The sequence below is a fragment of the Hyphomicrobium sp. 01T421 genome, from assembly GCF_056398805.1.
Genome location: NZ_JBFTQC010000005.1, coordinates 199,651 through 216,190, shown reverse-complemented (window position 1 = coordinate 216,190; position 16,540 = coordinate 199,651). Strand labels below are relative to the sequence as shown.

Genomic DNA, 16,540 nt, shown 5'->3' with positions numbered 1-16,540 from the left:
CGACCAGGTGACGAAGGCCGTGTCGCACATCTACACCTCGGGCGTTTTTCCGATCATCTGCGGCGGCGATCACAGCTTGGGCTTTCCCAACGTGCGCGGCATTGCTCCGCACATCGACGGCAACGTCGGCATCATCCACATCGACCGGCACATCGATATCCAAGAGAAGGATATGGATGAGCGTATGCATACGACGCCTTGGTTCTGGACGACGAACGAGGGGACGCACACCTCACATCGCGATCATAGCCACATGCACGATGTCGGTTTGCCCAACTGCCATCCGAAGAATCTCGTGCAGATCGGTATCGGCGGCTGGTACGGCAATCGTCCCGGAACGGCGGTCGCCAAGCGCCGCGGCACGAGCGTGCTGACGATGCATGACGTGCAGCATTTCGGCCCGAAGAAGGCCGCCGAAATCGCGCTCGAAATGGCCTGGGAAGGCTGCAAGGCGGTCTACCTGTCGTTCGATATCGATTCGATCGATCCGGGGTTTGCGCCCGGCACAGGTTCGCCGGAGCCCGGCGGTCTTCTGCCGCGCGAAGCTTTCGAGATGATCCATACGATCGCAGCCGAAGGCTTATGCGGCATGGAAGTCGTCGAGGTGTCGCCACCGTACGACGTCAACGACAACACCGCGCAGCTCGCCTGCCGGGTCGTACTCGATACGCTTGGAACACTGGTGGCGAATGGAAAGCTCGGCCATCGCAGCAAAGTCATGAAATAGGAGGGCGTACGATGAGACATTCACGCGTGCAGCACGTTCTAAAATCCGTCGGCGCAGCCTCGATCCTGATGGTGGCTGCGATCGCGCCAGCGTCGGCTCATGTCGGGCTCGGCGCCGTCCACACGTTCAGTCAGGGCTTTCTGCATCCCATGAACGGCATCGACCACATCATCGCGATGCTGGCTGTCGGCTTCTTTGCAATGAACGTGGGAGGGGCCGGACGCTGGCTCGTGCCCACGGCATTCGTCGCGGCGATGATGTTTGGCGGCTGGCTCGGCTATGAGGGTTGGCCGCTGCCGATGGTCGAACAAGGTATCGGCTTGTCCGTCGTCGCCTTGAGTGTGGCGGTGGCCGTCGGCGTTCGGCCGCCAACCGTCATCGCGATGGCGGCGGTTGGGCTGTTCGCTGTTTTCCATGGTCACGCCCATGGTAACGAGGGCGCTGGGCTCGGCTTCGCATTCCTTCCCTATGCTGCGGGATTCGTTGTCGCGACGGCGCTCCTGCACCTTTCGGGAATGGCCTCGAGCCTCTGTCTCGATCAACTGAAGCCATCGCTCGCGCTAACGTTCAAGAGAGCAACAGGTGTAATCGGCGCGATGGCGGGCGCGTCGCTGCTTCTCGGGTTGATGAGCTGAGGTGGCATTCAAAACGGGGCAAGTCTCGATGGAGACTTGCCTCATTTTCAATAGTGACAACGGCCGCCTGGGCGGTCTTTTTTTTATTGTTTGAGGACTTGCCTCAACGCATTCACCTCATTGTTGCACTCTGATTTTCGAGCGCGTTCGCTACAACGCGAAAATGTTTCATCAACGTGGCTCCGACGTCGGGCGGTATTCCGACCCGATCAATCGCTTTCGACATGCAGAGAAGCCAGGCGTCTTTTTCCGCCGTTCCGATTTCGATATGGCGGTGCATCTCGCGAACATCGGAGTGACCGTATTTTTCGACATAAAGTTTCGGGCCGCCCAAGAATCCGGAAAGGAAATTGAACTGCTCAATTCGCGAATGTGCAACGCCGTGTCCTCTGAGATGCAGCAGATGTAAAATCTTGCCTTCCGGTTCCGTTTCCACAATGTCGTAGAACACGTCGACGAGCATTTGGACCCGGCTAGCGCCTCCCATCCGTTCGTACAGCGATACAACCATCGATCTCATCCCAGTTGCTTTGATTTCGACCGCAGAAGCTCCTCCGCTTCACGCACGATACGTTCGATGATATTCGACACCGGCTCGATATCGTGGATCAAACCGACGACTTCGCCCACGAAGGTGTTGCTTTCCTCCGGATCGCCATCGGCCCAGGCTTTGCGATATTTGGCAGCCTCTTGGTCGGCAACGGCTAGCAGTTCCGGCTCATGCCCGTGCCAACGTTCGATGAATCGGTTCTTGAGCACCCGAGCGGTATAGCGCGAGGGCCAATCCAGTTTGCGCGCCAGATCCATGACTTGCGAGCGAATGGTATCGTCGCCGGTTGCCGCCAGCGCGGCGTCATGCATGCGTTGGCCGACATTGGCTTCTTGCGAAGCCCAAAGGCGCGAGCCGATCAGAACGCCATCAGCACCCAACATGAGAGCCGCCGCGAGTCCCCGTCCATCTCCAATGCCGCCAGCCGCGCATAGAAGTGTGTCCGGCGATTCTTTTGCAATCAAATCCGCGACTTCAGGGACAAGGCTGAACGTGCCGCGCCTTTCCCCGTGACCGCCAGCTTCCGAACCCTGCGCGACGATGACGTCGGCCCCGCACGCGAGTGCCCTTTCAGCATCGCGGCGCGTCTGGATTTGACAGATCAAGGTGACGCCGCGTTCTTTGATGCGGTTGGCGAGCGGTGCCGGATCGTCGAAAGAGAGAAAGATCGCCGTTGGATTTTTGCTAAGGACCAGATCGAGCAGCGCCGGTTGTTTGCGCAATGACCAGGTGATGAAGCCGCATCCGACCCGTTGATTTCCGGCGGCGCGGAACTCTTCGGTGATCCAGTCCGCATCGCCATATCCGCCACCGATGAGGCCGAGACCTCCGGCCGCCGAGACAGTCGCTGCGAGGCGTCCACCGGCTGCAAATGCCATTGGCGCGGAGATAATCGGGTGGCGCAACTTTAGCCGTTCGGTCAGGCGTGTTTTGAGCACTGTCGTATCCTCTATCGGCGGTCGATTTGATCAGCGTTGCCGAGAACGCCGAGGAGAGCCTTGCGGTTGGCGACGATGTCGGCCAGCGTCCAGTCGTCGAGGACCTCGAAATAGGCCTCCAACGCGCGGCGAAGGACGCGCTTCAAGCGACACACATCAGAAATGAGGCAGGTATTCCCGGCGCCGAAGCATTCGACGAGTTCGAAGTCCTCTTCGACCGCACGCACAACCTCGCCTAGCGTCACTTCGCCCGACGGTTTGCCGAGGCGTAGTCCGCCACCTCGACCCCGCTGCGTTTCGACGAAGCCGAGCTGGCCCAGCCGATGCACGACCTTCATCAAATGATTTGCAGAAATCCCATAAGCTTCAGCGATTTCGTCAATCGTCGCAAGCCGGTCCGGATTGGTCCCGAGGTACATAAGGACGCGTAGTGAATAGTCGGCCAAAGCGGTCGGTCGCATGGGGTTCCGCGCAAACAAGAGAGGGTCGACATTGCCCGCTTGACGAAAGATGTATGCATCATACATCTTATAGGAGAATTCGCGCAAGGGAACTGTATGCAACGACCACCACATCCGAAGGCGCCCGGGCTCGATGCCGGTGTCGACGAGGAGATGATCGGTATGCTCGTCGATCGCTTCTATGCGGCCGTCCGCCGTGACGAAGTTCTTGGACCGGTATTTGAGGCGCGCATCAAAGATTGGGACGATCATCTCGAGAAGTTGCGGGCGTTCTGGTCATCGGTCATTCTGATGACGGGGAGCTATAAAGGCCGGCCGATGCCCGCGCATCTCGCTATCGAGGAAATCTCCAAAGAGCATTTCGCGCGATGGCTCGATCTCTTTGGCAAGACAGCGTTGGCCGTTTGTCCGCCTGCTGCGGCATCGCTCTTCATTGATAGGGCTGCGCGGATCGCCGAGTCCCTTCAGATGGGCATAAGCTTACATCGGGGCGACAATTCCGTTCTCCACATGCCGCGAGAACGCGCTGCACAAACGTCAGAATGAGCCAAGCGCCCGGGAGGCGACATTGCGCTTCCGGTAACGCCGTTCACGGCATCGAAAATTGTTTCTGGCCCGGGAACCTTTGCAAATCCGGGCCATCTAATCTCTGATATGTTGTCGAACGTACGGAGATGTCGCTGATGGTCCTATCGCATGTAGAAAACGGCAGGGGGGACGACCGGGAAGCCGATCTTATTCGCCGCGCCGTGGGACGAGACGAATCCGCAATACGTGCCATCATCCAGGCGAACAACCGCCGTCTCTACCGCGTCGCGCGGAGTGTCGTGCGCGATGACGGGGCAGCCGAGGATGTGCTGCAGGAGAGCTATCTTCGCGCATTTTCAGCCCTATCTGAATTCCGCGGAGGATCGTCTCTTTCGACGTGGCTGACACGCATCGTCCTGAACCAGGCTTTGCAGCATCTTCGCCGCCGCTCCGAAATTCCAAACTCGGCGATCGATCCTCCCCAAGCCCAGGCCCAAGGCGAGGTCATTCCGTTTCCGCTATCCGGTCATCCATCCATAGATCCCGAGCGCACCATGGCTCAACGAGAACTCTGTCATCTGCTGGAGCGGGCGATCGACGAACTTCCGGAAGATTTTCGCACTGTTCTCATCGCGCGCGTCATAGAGGAAATGAGCATAGAGGAGACGGCTGAGCTGTTGGGGCTTCGCGCCGAAACGGTGAAAACACGGCTGCATCGCGCCCGCCGTCTTCTAAAGTCCGCACTTGCCGAACACATGGACTCGCTCTTCAGCGATGTTTTTCCGTTCCAAGGCAAGCGCTGCGAGAGACTTACAAATGCCGTCATCAAACAACTCGTGCCGGGCTCCCGATAGCGGGAACCTTTGTCAAACGATGGCATCAAATCCTTTGTGACGTCGACATGCCACTTACGGCGAGACAGTCCCGGAGGTTTTCAAGATGCGAATGATTGAGATCAGCGGCATCGCCGCAGCTATCCTATTAGCGACGGCGACGGCGCCCGTTCATGCGGCCGACAAACCATCAGACGCGCAGATCGCTCACATCGCCTATACGGCCGGCGACCTCGATATCAAAGCAGCTCAGCTGGCTTTGAAGAAATCCAAAAACGCCGACGTTCGCGCTTTTGCCAGCGACATGGTGCGGGACCACCAGGCTGTGAACGACAAGGCGTTGGCTCTTGTGAAGAAGCTTGGCGTCACGCCTGAGGACAACGACACAAGCAAAGGTTTGGTCGAGCAATCGGGTGAAAAGCAGGCGAAATTAGCGAAGCTATCGGGCGCGGACTTCGACAAGAGTTACGTCGACAACGAGGTCGCCTATCACAAGACTATCAACGGTGCGCTTCAATCCACGCTAATTCCGTCGGCCGATAACGGCGAACTCAAGAGCCTGCTACAGACCGGCCTCAAAATATTCACCGGCCACACGGAGCACGCAGAGCACCTTGCGAACGCACTTCATTAGCAGGAGGTATCTCATGCGGTTTGTTCGGCGCCGTGCGGCCTTGATTGTCTTGGCGCAAGCTTTGGCCGTACCGGCGCCGGCGGGAGAGGTTGTGCAAGTCAAAATCAATGATCTCGCATTTGTTCCCGCAGAGATCACTGTGAAGGTCGGCGATAAAGTCGAGTGGGTGAACGAGGATTTCATCGATCATACCGCCACCGCGAAGAGTGGAGAGTGGGACGTCATGGTTCCAGCAGGAAAGTCGGCGCAGGTGCAGCTCGATCACGCCGCAACGATCACATACTTCTGTCGTGTCCATCCCGGGATGACAGGAACGATCCGCGTCAGCGCCAACCGGTGAAAAGGATGGTTGGTGATACTCACACCTTGTTCGCGGCTCATTGCTTCTCTGGGATAGGCAAGCACTCCATCACTTCCACCCGATCGCCCGGGAAAATCATGAAATGCGGGTGGTTGAGAAACAACTTGGCGGCTTCTTCCTGCGAATTCGCCTTCACGACCGTCCACGCACCCAATTCGTTGCGCGTATCAGAAACGCCTTTCTTGTCCGTACGCTTCGTTTTGCCGAGTGGGGAACCCATTTCTGCGATCGCGTCTTTGTGGTCCGAGACCCATTTGTGCCACGCCTCGATGCCGGCCTTCCCCCGCCGCTCGCGCTCTGCTTCCGGTAGTTTTTTCCACGCGTCCATCGCTTCCGCACTGCCGAGGAATATGGCGAGAAAGGTTTTCATATCGATACTCCCATGATTGGATTTCGGTGCGGATGTTCAGGCATCTATCGATCCGCCGAACATCCGCTGCCGCTCTATGTTATTCCTTTTTCAGAGGACCGTTGACCGCCCACAGGACGCCGAACGGATCCTTCAACTGACCGTAGCGATCGCCCCAGAACATATTGGCGACGGGCATTATGGCGGTGCAGCCGGCGTCGACGGCCCGATCATACCAGGCATCGGCGTCATCAACCTTGAGCATGACGCTGAAGCCCGCGGGTGGGACCCAAGGGTGACCGTGCTCGGGATAGCAATCGCTCATCATGACCGACGCGTTGTTGATGTAGAGATGAGCGTGCATGGTGCGACCCTTCTCATCGGGCGGCATCACCCATGCCACTTCGGCGCCGAACGCCTTCTTGTAGAACTCAACGGCTTTCACGGCGCCGTCGACGGAAAGATAGCAAACGGCACCACCTTTGACCTGCGGATGAGGATAGTCGGACATGAATACCTCCTTGTGCTGCGTCTCTAGGACGGACGTACAGGCGCCGATCCGACACTCCTTTCGTGAAAGTTTTATCTCGAGTCTTGCATCAGCCGATCGAGGTGCCGGCGAATGTGGGCGGCTTGCGCAGGGGTTCCGGCTAGGGCGATGGCGCGGTCGAAATCGGCGCGGGCTTCACTTTTGCGTCCGAGCTGCAGCAGAAACGCTCCGCGTGCGCCGAAATAATGAAAATAACCGGATAATGCCTTCTCCAACGGAGCGATCATGGCAAGACCGGCTTCAGGACCATGCAACTTGGCAGTCGCTACTGCGCGGTTCAACGTGACCACCGGCGAGGGCTGCATCCGTTCGAGCGCCGCATAGAGTCGATCTATTCCGGCCCATTCGGTATCGGCGGCGGTAACGGCCCGAGCGTGTGTCGCGGCAATAGCTGCCTGCACCTGGTAAGGACCCGGACGGTTGTGACGCATCGCCTTGTCGATCAGCGCCAATCCTTCGCTGATCAGCTTGGCGTTCCAGCGTGTGCGGTCTTGATCTTCGAGCAGGATGGCTTCGCCGGCTTCATCAAAGCGCGCCGGTAACCGCGACTGCTGCAACAGCATCAACGCGATCAGGCCCATGATTTCCGGCTCGGTCTGGAAGAGGCGCAGCAGCAGTCGCGCCAGCCGGATCGCCTCGTCGCAAAGCGGCGCGCGGTCTGGATCGTTTCCTGCCGAATATCCTTCGTTGAACAATAGGTAGATCATGGCGGCGACCGCCGCGAGCCGCTCTGAGCGTTCGACGGGACCAGGCGCCTCGAAGGGCACATCGGCTTTCGCGATGCGCGCTTTGGCGCGCGTGATGCGCTGTTCCATCGCTGCATCGCTTACGAGGAAGGCGCGGGCGATCTGGGCCACGGTCAGGCCCGAGACGATGCGTAATGCCAACGCGATCTGCTGCGTCGCCGGAAGCTCAGGGCGACAACAGATAAACAACAGTCTGAGTACATCATCGCGATAGTGCGAACCATCCAGCCGATCGATCAGCGGCGCCTCGGCGTCTTCCAGGTTTGAGATGATATCGTGGGACGGGAGTTCGACATCGCGGCTGCGTTTACGCGCACCGTCGAGCGCCGCATTGCGTCCCACCAGGATCAACCAAGCAGTCGGATCGCGGGGCGGACCATTCTGCGGCCAGCTTTTCAGCGCGCGCAAGCAGGCTTCCTGATAAGCCTCTTCGGCGATATCCATGTCGCGGAAATAACGTAACAACGCCGCGACCGCCTGAGGCCTGGCGGCGGTCAGCGCCCCATGAATCCAGGCGGGGTCGTGGATCACCTCGTTCATCTCAATAGGCCTTGATGCGATCCTTGGGTGCGTTGGGCCGTGCCTCCGGCACATACAAGGCAACGGGGCGGATCTCGTACACACTCGTCGGGTTAGCGGCGGAAAGCTCGCGAGCGACTGCGAGGGCCGCATCGAGGTCCGGCACGTCAATCACGTAGAAGCCGAGCAGCTGCTCTTTCGTTTCGGCGAAGGGGCCATCGATGACCATGTCGGGCCCGCGGAGGGTCGTTGCGGCAGTGGTCGGCAACAGGCGCAGGGCAGGGCCGAGCTTGCCTTCCTTCACAAGTCTTTCATGGACCACATTCAGGCGGTTCATGACCGCATCGTCTTCCTCCTTGCTCCAGGACCAGACGACATCTTCCTTGTTGTAACAAAGCAGGGTGTAGAGCATGGCGTTTCCTTCTTAGCTTCCCGAGGACGGCTCAATATGCCCTGTCCCGACAGGAGCGCGAAAAAATAAATCCTCGTGGCATTGTCGGGCCGACTAATCTGGGGGCGTCCTAGTGCCGAAAGCAGGAGGCAACATGACAAAAGACACATATGACCTCGTTCTTACCCGGTTGCTCGACGCGCCCGCGGACAAACTTTTCCGTTGCTGGACGGAGGCCGACCTCTTGAAGCAGTGGTTCGCGCCTAAACCCTGGACGACACCGGAAGCCCGGCTCGATGCGCGGCCGGGCGGCGCCAGCAGCATCACGATGCGGAGCCCGGAAGGCCAGGACATGCCCAACACCGGCCAGTATCTGGAAGTCGTACCCAACCGGAAGCTCAGCTTCACGGATGCCTTCACCGGCGATTGGCAACCGCGCGACGGGCAGCCTTTCATGGTGGCGGTCATCACCTTCGAGCCTGAAGGAGACAAGACTCGCTACGTCGCGACCGTGCGCCACTGGTCCGAGGCCGACAAGAAAAAGCATGAGGAAATGGGTTTTCATAAGGGCTGGGGCCAATGCACCGAGCAGCTCGAAGCTTTGGCACGAACGCTCTAGGAGGCCGCCATGACGATCCGAAGCATCACGCCGTTCCTGTGGTTCAACACCCAGGCCGAAGACGCCGCGAATTTTTATGTCTCGCTGTTCCCCAACGCGAAAATCACGAATGTCTCGCGCTATGGCGATGCAGGGCCGGGACCCAAAGGCAGCGCCATGGTCGTGGGCTTCGAGATCGTGGGCCAGCGCCTCGTCGCGCTCAATGGCGGACCGAACTTCAAACTCGACGAAGCCTTTTCCTTGCTTGTCGATTGTACCGAGCAGGAGGACATCGACCGGTTGTGGTCGGCGCTGGGTCATGGCGGCAGCTACAATGCCTGCGGCTGGCTCAAAGATCGCTTCGGACTGTCATGGCAGATCAACTATGCGGGTCTGCCCGACCTCATCAGCGGTCCGAATGGCGGCAAGGTGATGGCCGCCATGATGGGGATGACCAAGATCGATATCAAGGCGCTGAAGGATGCTCGCGCGGGCTCGCAGACTTAACGGGCGGTGAGAAAACACAAATCCAATCGCCTCAAAGCCGAGCCGCCTCGCAAAGAAAGCGATCACCATGGTGCATTCTTCCGCTTGCTCGCTTTGGCGGTTGAGGAGTGTCGTGTGCTTTCAGCCACCTGCCGGCGTTGAGCCAACAGGTGGCTGAGCCAGTCGAGCAAAGGCTCGATTGTGTTTGAGAACAGCACGACGTGGAGAAATCAAAATGATCAGGTTGTTCGCTGTTGCCTTTGCTTTGGCCGTTGCGACCTCTGCGCATGCCCTGCCGATCGCGCCGCTTCATCAGCCGGACGGCGTGATCATGCAAGTGCGCGCAGGATGCGGTCCGGGCAGGGTACGCGTTAATGGTATCTGCGTGGCACGGACCACAATTCGCCATACCCGTCGCGAAGTCCGCAGGTGTCGACGGTGGAACGGAGGTACGTGCATTCGCTGGCATTAGGTGACAGGCGCGCGTTACGATCGCTCAAGCATTTGGGATCAAACTGCCACCTGCTGTAACGCGCTTGTCTGCCGTGCCAATGCTCGTTGAAAGTCGCGGAAGGTCTTCCGGGTAAAGGCCGCGCCCGGAAGACCGTGAGGGGTTCTACTTTCTTTTACCGCTGCCTGCAGGTGGCGCCGGGCGGGTGCGGGCCGCTGCGGCGTCCTCCATCAGCTCGTACCACATCGCATTGAGCACGGCGAAGGCGGCGGCGAGCGGCAGACCGAGCAACCAAGCGAAATACCACATGATCAATCTCTCCTTTCGTTGGTCTCAGTATGCGTGGCCGCGCTCGTCACGGATCGCCTTTTCGTCAACCTTGCCCCACATCACGTGATAGACCCAGGTCGTGTAGGCGATGACGGTCGGCACGAAGATCACCGCGACCACAAGCATGATGAAAAGCGTCATGTGGCTCGATGAGGAATCCCAGACTGTCAGGCTCGATCGCGGATCGATGGACGACGGCAGGATGAACGGGAACATCGAGAGTCCGACCGTCGCGATGATGCCGAAGATCGAAAGCGATGTCGCAAGGATCGCAGCGATCTCCCGGCGCGCGCCCATGAAGACAAACGCTACTGCAGCGCCGGTAATGCCAAGCAATGGAGCAAGCATCATCCAGGGATGCGAACCGTAATTATCGAACCACGCTCGGGGCACTTTGGCGGCTGTTTTCGCCAAAGGATTTGACGGTCCGAGCGGGTTCACCGTGCTCGTGATGTGGTAGCCATCAATTCCAGCCCAAAGCGCTACGCCGCCCAGGACGAAGAGCACGACGGTCGCGAGGGCTGCGATTTTCCCGTAGGTCCGGGAGCGATCCGCCACGACACCTTTGGTTTTCAACGTGAGCCACGCCGAACCGTGCATGACGAGCATTGCCACCGACAGAATTCCGCAGAGTAAGGCGAATGGATTGAGCAGCTCGAACAGCGTCGTTCCTTCGTAGAATATGCGCAATTCGTCGTTGAAGTGAAACGGTACGCCTTGCAGGACGTTACCGACGGCGACGCCAAAAATCAGCGACGGTACGGCGCCACCCACGAACAGCGCCCAGTCCCAGGCGGTGCGCCAGGTCGCGTCTTCTCGCTTCGACCGGTACTTGAATCCTACCGGCCGCAGGATAAGGGCGAAGAGGATCGCGAACATCGCGAGATAGAAACCTGAAAACGAAACAGCGTAGAGCGGCGGCCAGGCCGCGAAGATCGCGCCGCCGGCGAGGATCAACCAGACCTGATTGCCCTCCCACGTCGGACCGATGCTGTTGATGACGACGCGGCGTTCAAGGTCGGTTTTCGCCACGAATGGCAACAGCGTTGCGGTTCCGAGATCAAAGCCGTCGGTGACTGCAAATGCGATCAGGAGCACGCCGAGAAGAAGCCACCAGATGATGCGGAGGGTTTCGTAATCGATGAGTTGGTGGAGGATCATTTGTCTACTCCGCAGCGATGAGTGAAGAAGGAACGAGAACGGCTTCGGGCTCATCATCCGGTTTGGGCCCGCTGCGCACGGCTCGCAGCATAAGACCCATCTCGATGATGAAGAGGACGGTATAGATCACGATGAAACCGATGAGCGTCAGCAGCACGGTCATGGCACTGAGGCTCGAAACAGCAGCCGCGGTGGGCAGGATGCCTTCGATGCTCCAAGGCTGGCGACCGAATTCTGCAACCACCCAGCCAAGTTCGGCGGCGATCCATGGCAGCGGAATGGCAAATACTGCGAGCCGCAGAAGCCATGGGTAATGATCGAGCCTTCGCCGCGCGGACAAGTAGAAGAAAGTGCCCGTCAGCAGAATGAAGAAGAAGCCGAGGCTGACCATGATGCGGAACGACCAGAACAACGTCGGGACGCTCGGAACCGTGTCCCACGCGGCTTGATCGATCTGTGCGTCCGTCGCCTTGCGCGGATCATCGACATAGCGTTTCAGAAGAAGAGCGTAACCGAGATCGTTGCCGTTCTTCTCGAGCGCGTCGTGCGCCGCTTGCGGTACGGTCGACGGATCGCTCGCCGCCCGGATTTGCTGAACGGCGTCGTAAGCGGAAATCCCCTGCCGGATACGAACCTTTGCGTGCCCGACAAGATCTTCGATGCCGGGAATTTGGGTCGTCAACGAGCGGGTGCCGATCAAGCCCATCACCCAAGGAATATGCACGGCGAAATGGGTTTCACGCGCTTGCTGATCGGGGAAGCCGAAAAGGGTGAACGCGGCCGGTGCAGGTTCGGTCTTCCACATCGCTTCGACTGCTGCGAGCTTCATTTTCTGATGCTCTGTCGATAGGTAGCCGCTTTCATCGCCGAGGACGACGACGGAAAGAGCGGAAGCAAGCCCGAAGGATGCGGCGACCGTCATCGAGCGCTTGGCAAGATCGACGTAACGGCGATTGAATAAGTACCAAGCGGAAACGCCGAGGACGAATATGGAAGCGGTGACATAGCCCGCCGAAACGGTATGTACAAACTTCGCCTGCGCGACCGGGTTGAACACCACCTCGTAAAAGTCCGTGACCTCCATCCGCATCGTTTGCGGGTTGAACGCCGAGCCGACTGGGTTCTGCATCCAGCCGTTAGCAATCAAAATCCAAAGCGCCGACAAGTTGGAGCCTATCGCAACGGCCCACGTCGCCATCAGATGCCCGACCTTCGAAAGCCTGTCCCAGCCAAAAAAGAAAAGGCCGACGAACGTTGCTTCGAGGAAGAAGGCCATCAGCCCTTCGATGGCGAGCGGTGCGCCGAATATGTCGCCGACGTAGTGGCTAAAGTAGCTCCAGTTCATGCCGAACTGAAATTCCATGACGAGGCCGGTCGCAACGCCGATAACGAAGTTGATGCCGAACAACGTGCCCCAGAACTTCGTCATCTGCCGCCAAATAGTTCTGCCGGTCATCACGTAGACCGTTTCCATGATGGCGAGGAGGACGGAAAGACCAAGCGTCAACGGCACGAATAGAAAATGATAAAGTGCGGTCACCGCGAATTGCAGGCGCGACAGCGCGACGATGTCGAGTTCCATCTGCTTTTTGTCCGGCCTACGGCCGGTCCCCTTTACGAATTGACGGCGCCAAACGGACGCCGCTGGTTCTATTCTTTCAATCTTGTCGCAACGCTGCGAGCGCCGCTTCGAAAGCCGCCTCGCCGCGTCGTGGGCTCGCAACGACGCGCCCTCGATTCATGATGAGCAACCGGTCTGCGATTTCGGCTTCCCGCTGGATGTGTGTCGCAATGACGAGCGTGCGGCCACTCGCGTTGGCTTTGAGGCGCGCAATGACGTCGCGAGCTGTTGCGCCATCAAGGCCTTCTGTTGGCTCATCCAAAAGCCAAAGAGGCGTGTCGCGCAGAAAGAGGCGCGCAAGCGCGAGACGGCGCGCTTCACCACCGGAAAGTCCGAGCCCACCTTCGCCAAGCCGCGTATCGAGCCCTTTGGGCAGCCCCGCGATGTAGGCGCCCAATCCGGCAGAGGTGAATGCGTGCAAAATCTGGCTGTCATCTGCATTGGGATCAGCGAGACGTAGATTGTCACGCAGCGAATCCGCGAAGAGCTCAGTCCGCTGAGTCAGCAAAGTTCCCGGAACGCTCTCGATCTTGCCGTTCTCAATTGGTATCTCGCCAGCGATTACTCCCAGCAGCGTCGACTTGCCGGCTCCGCTCTCTCCGATCAGGGCCAACCGCTCGCCGCATCGAAGCGACAGCGAAAGATCGCGGAGCAGCGACTGAGGCGCGTGTTCGTGCAGGACAGACACATGATCGAAGCTTACGGCAATACCGCCGGGCGGGTCGGAACGCTCGGGAGACGCCTGGGTCGAAAGACGCGGACTGATGCGTCGCGCGGCGAGGCGCGTCCGGCCGAGTTCAATCGCGCCACGGCGCAAAGCAGCGAAGGGTTCAAGTGCGGCAACAACAATCAGGACGGCAAAGGACGCAACCGGAGCGCTGATGTTGCCGGATTTTGCGAGCGCGGTAACGACGAGAAGCATTGCCGCGATGAGACTGGCGTTCGCTATTGCGAACGCAGCTGCAACTGCCGTTTCGACGAAATTCAGCCGATCGTCGGCGTCGGCGAGTTTTCGGTCGGCGTCGGCAATCTTGCCGCGTTGAGCCGTTAGCCGCCCGGTCATGACGAGTTCCGTTTGGCCGGAGACAAGATCGATCACGCGTGAGCGCAGCACTTCGAGCGCATGAGCACGGCGCCGGGCAGGGCGTTCAGCAGCGTGTGCGGCGAGAAGGGGAAACGCGAGGCCTGTCGCAATGAGAAAAGCGCCGGCGGCGAGTCCGACGATCGGATGAAGAAGCCCGAGAGCGATGCCGATGGCCAAAGCGGCTGCAAGCGCCGCGCCCAACGGCACGAGGATGCGCAAGTAAAGGGAATCGAGCGCGTCGACATCCTGCGTGATGCGAAAGAGAAGCTTGGCCGGACGCATGCGGAGTTCTTCGGCGGCGCGCCTTTCGGACGAACCCCGGAAAAGATGCTCGCGCAGTTTGGCAAGGGTGCCGAGCGTGGCATCATGGGTGATCAGGCGCTCGCCGTATCGGCTCGCGGTTCGTGCAAGCGCAAAGAAACGAATGCCGGCCGAGGGAGAAAAGACGTCGAACGTGATCGCCGTTGCCGCGCTTAGACCCGCGATTGCCGTCGCGGTGATGAACCAACCCGAGAGCCCGAGCAAAGCGATGCCGCTCAGAATGGTCGCGGCGCTGATCAGTAATCCCAGGAGAAGCTTCCGGCGCGGCCCGTGCCAAAAAAGCTCGAGTACGGGTTTCAGGTCGTCGAAGGTCCGGGTCATGCCGCCTTCTCCAGGCGTAAGCGCCGGAAGTCGACGATCCGATCCATGCGTGAAGCAAGCCTCAGGTCGTGGGTCGCCACGATGAGCGTCTTGTTGCGGGCGAGGGTCAACAGATTGTCCGTTATCTCTTGCGCCGTATCGGCATCGAGATGCGCGGTCGGCTCATCGCCGAGGATAAGGGCGACATTGGCGCTGGCGGCGATACGCGCGACCGCGAGACGTAGCGCTTCGCCGCCCGAAAGTCCGATGCCGTTTTCACCCACGGTGTTCAACCCGCGCACCATGGCGATTTCATCGAGCCTCGCAAAGTGCAACGCGCTTGCGATGTTCTCCGGATCGCTGGGCCGCCCAAGGGCGATATTGCTAGCAAGCGTTCCCGCAAAGACGTGCGGCCGCTGGCCAATCCAAGCGATGCTTTTCCGTAAACTGGCAGCGGTTTCGTCGGAGAGCGGATAGCCCCCGATCGAGATGGCGCCGGACGTCGAAGGTATAAGGCCAGCCAAGAGCGCGAGAAGCGTTGACTTGCCTGATCCGCTTGGACCTAGCAGTGCCACATGTTCGCCGGGCGAAACCGAAAGGTCGAAGCGATCGAAGACGGGCGTTTCGCTTCCCGGATATCGAAAGCTCAAGTTTTTGATGTGAACGGCGGGCGCGCGGCGCTCAACGTGCGCGGTCTGTTGAACGTCACAATCGCTGCCGAGCATTCTGGGTCCACTCGCCGTGGCCAGGCGCGTGAGTTCACCGCGGGCGGCGCGGCCCGCCGCGCGGTCGTGCCAGGCAGACGAGAGTTCGCGCAGAGGCTCGAAGAAAGCGGGTGCAAGCAGGAGAATGAACAGTCCTTCGCTCAAGCTCAAGGGCGCGCCCCAGGTGCCAAAATCCAATTGGCCGAGCAGATGAAATCCGACGTAGACAGCGACCATCGCAACGCCGAGCGCCGAAAAAAGCTCGAGAACGGCCGATGACAGAAATGCGATTTTGAGAACGGCCATCGTCCGCTTGCGCAAGCTTTCGGCGTCGGCACGAAGCCTGCGTGCCGTTACGTCGACAGCGTCGAGGGAGCGGATGGTCGCGATGCCGCGCAGCCGGTCGAGCAGGAATGCGTTCATGCCGCCCGCTTCGATGAGCTGAGCTTCGCTCGCTTGCTGGGCGCGCCAGCCAATCAGCGCCATGAAAATCGGGATGAGCGGCGCAGCAATAAGCAGCACAATGGCTGCTGCCCAAGAGAGCGGCAGGACAGAAATAAAGATGACGACCGGTACGAAAACCGCCCGTATTCTCGCGATTTCGAAGCGGGCGAGATAAGGCACGATCAATTCGGCCTGTTCGACGACCACACTCGCGGCACGACCAGATGCCGGACGCGTTTGGTCGAGTGGGGAGTGAGCAGCGAGTGCGGCGACCACACCATGTCTGGATGTGGTCACGGCCGCGCGCGCCGCATGGAACGCCATGCGGCTGCCCGTGCTCTCAAAAAAGGCCCTCAATATCCCGACAACGAGGACACTAAGGGCAAGCCAGCCGATGCGCTCAGAACCAGCCGCGTTTGCAATGTCGCCGATCGCGATGGCGATCAACGCCGCCTGAGGCAGCCACAGTAACGATGCTGCGATCTGATGAGCTGCGCTTGCTTTATTCGTGGCGATGTCCAAAGGACCTGACACTTCTCGTGTTCTCCCCCGGGCCGCGGCGGCAAGCAGCGCCGTTGCCCGAATCTTCCCAGCCAGATCAATTCTACATAACCCGGTCCCGAGCATTGACCAATATCAATGGGGATCACGCGTCGTCAGTCAGCATCTTTGAGGAGGGATAACTGGAAAATTTCCGCCGATCGCGTTTTCGCGCCCATGTGAATTGGATCGAAGGCCTCTCGCCTAACGGCCAACAGCTCAATAAGGCTTTGACCTTAAATCGGTAGCGGCGGTTATTAGGGCGGCACTGAGGTGTG

The 16,540-nt window shown here is 59.4% G+C and carries 20 protein-coding genes; 8 read left to right on the top strand and 12 right to left on the bottom strand.

Translation table 11 applies throughout. The features are described 5' to 3' along the window. Both AC1DK3_RS21110 and AC1DK3_RS21105 read left to right on the top strand, forming a co-directional pair. On the top strand, positions 1-727 hold a 727-nt coding region (locus tag AC1DK3_RS21110), incomplete at its 5' end, for an arginase family protein (protein WP_477194202.1). 11 nt (positions 728-738) lie between these two features. Then, positions 739-1,362, top strand: coding sequence for a HupE/UreJ family protein (locus AC1DK3_RS21105; RefSeq protein ID WP_477194201.1), 624 nt, complete (start codon positions 739-741; stop codon positions 1,360-1,362). A gap of 112 nt (positions 1,363-1,474) precedes the next feature. Here AC1DK3_RS21105 and AC1DK3_RS21100 read toward each other — a convergent pair whose 3' ends face one another. From AC1DK3_RS21100 to AC1DK3_RS21090, 3 genes are read right to left on the bottom strand one after another with little or no spacing between them, the layout of a single operon-like run. Next, positions 1,475-1,873, bottom strand: coding sequence for a group II truncated hemoglobin (locus AC1DK3_RS21100; protein ID WP_477194200.1), 399 nt, complete (start codon positions 1,871-1,873; stop codon positions 1,475-1,477). Positions 1,874-1,878: 5 nt separating this feature from the next. After that, positions 1,879-2,850 carry an NAD(P)H-dependent flavin oxidoreductase gene (locus AC1DK3_RS21095; protein WP_477194199.1) on the bottom strand — a complete coding sequence of 324 codons (972 nt, stop codon included), beginning with the start codon at positions 2,848-2,850 and terminating at the stop codon, positions 1,879-1,881. A gap of 11 nt (positions 2,851-2,861) precedes the next feature. After that, positions 2,862-3,311, bottom strand: coding sequence for an RrF2 family transcriptional regulator (locus AC1DK3_RS21090; RefSeq protein WP_477194198.1), 450 nt, complete (start codon positions 3,309-3,311; stop codon positions 2,862-2,864). Positions 3,312-3,407: 96 nt separating this feature from the next. Here AC1DK3_RS21090 and AC1DK3_RS21085 point away from each other — a divergent pair, with 96 nt between their 5' ends. The 4 genes from AC1DK3_RS21085 (at position 3,408) to AC1DK3_RS21070 (ending at position 5,646) form a co-directional block, all read left to right on the top strand. Continuing rightward, on the top strand, positions 3,408-3,857 hold the full coding sequence (locus AC1DK3_RS21085) for a group III truncated hemoglobin (RefSeq protein WP_477194197.1): 450 nt from the start codon (positions 3,408-3,410) through the stop codon (positions 3,855-3,857). Between the two features lie 137 nt (positions 3,858-3,994). Continuing rightward, positions 3,995-4,693, top strand: a complete 699-nt coding sequence (locus AC1DK3_RS21080; RefSeq protein ID WP_477194196.1) for an RNA polymerase sigma factor — start codon at positions 3,995-3,997, stop codon at positions 4,691-4,693. Positions 4,694-4,784: 91 nt separating this feature from the next. Next, positions 4,785-5,306: a DUF4142 domain-containing protein gene (locus AC1DK3_RS21075; RefSeq protein WP_477194214.1), complete on the top strand. Its 522-nt coding sequence runs from the start codon at positions 4,785-4,787 to the stop codon at positions 5,304-5,306. A 13-nt stretch (positions 5,307-5,319) separates the two neighbouring features. Then, positions 5,320-5,646 carry a plastocyanin/azurin family copper-binding protein gene (locus AC1DK3_RS21070; protein ID WP_477194195.1) on the top strand — a complete coding sequence of 109 codons (327 nt, stop codon included), beginning with the start codon at positions 5,320-5,322 and terminating at the stop codon, positions 5,644-5,646. A 37-nt stretch (positions 5,647-5,683) separates the two neighbouring features. Here the strand turns inward: AC1DK3_RS21070 and AC1DK3_RS21065 are convergent, their stop codons facing one another. The 4 genes from AC1DK3_RS21065 to AC1DK3_RS21050 form a co-directional block, all read right to left on the bottom strand. Further along, complete coding sequence (locus tag AC1DK3_RS21065) at positions 5,684-6,037, bottom strand: hypothetical protein (RefSeq protein WP_477194194.1); 354 nt, start codon at positions 6,035-6,037, stop codon at positions 5,684-5,686. A gap of 79 nt (positions 6,038-6,116) precedes the next feature. After that, complete coding sequence (locus AC1DK3_RS21060; RefSeq protein WP_477194193.1) at positions 6,117-6,527, bottom strand: VOC family protein; 411 nt, start codon at positions 6,525-6,527, stop codon at positions 6,117-6,119. A gap of 71 nt (positions 6,528-6,598) precedes the next feature. Then, positions 6,599-7,852 carry an RNA polymerase sigma factor gene (locus tag AC1DK3_RS21055; RefSeq protein WP_477194192.1) on the bottom strand — a complete coding sequence of 418 codons (1,254 nt, stop codon included), beginning with the start codon at positions 7,850-7,852 and terminating at the stop codon, positions 6,599-6,601. Position 7,853: 1 nt separating this feature from the next. Next, positions 7,854-8,243, bottom strand: coding sequence for a YciI family protein (locus AC1DK3_RS21050; protein ID WP_477194191.1), 390 nt, complete (start codon positions 8,241-8,243; stop codon positions 7,854-7,856). A 133-nt stretch (positions 8,244-8,376) separates the two neighbouring features. Here AC1DK3_RS21050 and AC1DK3_RS21045 point away from each other — a divergent pair, with 133 nt between their 5' ends. Together AC1DK3_RS21045 and AC1DK3_RS21040 are read left to right on the top strand one after the other, a co-directional pair. Next, positions 8,377-8,841: an SRPBCC family protein gene (locus tag AC1DK3_RS21045; RefSeq protein WP_477194190.1), complete on the top strand. Its 465-nt coding sequence runs from the start codon at positions 8,377-8,379 to the stop codon at positions 8,839-8,841. A 9-nt stretch (positions 8,842-8,850) separates the two neighbouring features. Continuing rightward, entirely contained in the window at positions 8,851-9,327 is a 477-nt protein-coding gene (locus AC1DK3_RS21040) for a VOC family protein (RefSeq protein WP_477194189.1), read from the top strand. Between the two features lie 595 nt (positions 9,328-9,922). On the opposite strand, the gene cydX is transcribed toward AC1DK3_RS21040, so the two are convergent. From cydX to cydD, 5 genes are all read right to left on the bottom strand, one after another. Beyond that, positions 9,923-10,066 carry a cytochrome bd-I oxidase subunit CydX gene (cydX, locus tag AC1DK3_RS21035; protein WP_092865835.1) on the bottom strand — a complete coding sequence of 48 codons (144 nt, stop codon included), beginning with the start codon at positions 10,064-10,066 and terminating at the stop codon, positions 9,923-9,925. A 24-nt stretch (positions 10,067-10,090) separates the two neighbouring features. Next, positions 10,091-11,248 carry a cytochrome d ubiquinol oxidase subunit II gene (gene cydB / locus AC1DK3_RS21030; protein WP_477194188.1) on the bottom strand — a complete coding sequence of 386 codons (1,158 nt, stop codon included), beginning with the start codon at positions 11,246-11,248 and terminating at the stop codon, positions 10,091-10,093. A gap of 4 nt (positions 11,249-11,252) precedes the next feature. Next, positions 11,253-12,830: a cytochrome ubiquinol oxidase subunit I gene (locus AC1DK3_RS21025; RefSeq protein WP_477194187.1), complete on the bottom strand. Its 1,578-nt coding sequence runs from the start codon at positions 12,828-12,830 to the stop codon at positions 11,253-11,255. A 76-nt stretch (positions 12,831-12,906) separates the two neighbouring features. Continuing rightward, positions 12,907-14,595, bottom strand: a complete 1,689-nt coding sequence (cydC, locus tag AC1DK3_RS21020; protein WP_477194186.1) for a thiol reductant ABC exporter subunit CydC — start codon at positions 14,593-14,595, stop codon at positions 12,907-12,909. Beyond that, positions 14,592-16,349: a thiol reductant ABC exporter subunit CydD gene (gene cydD, locus AC1DK3_RS21015; RefSeq protein WP_477194185.1), complete on the bottom strand. Its 1,758-nt coding sequence runs from the start codon at positions 16,347-16,349 to the stop codon at positions 14,592-14,594. The genes cydC and cydD overlap by 4 nt, the downstream gene beginning before the upstream one ends. Positions 16,350-16,540: the final 191 nt, after the last annotated feature.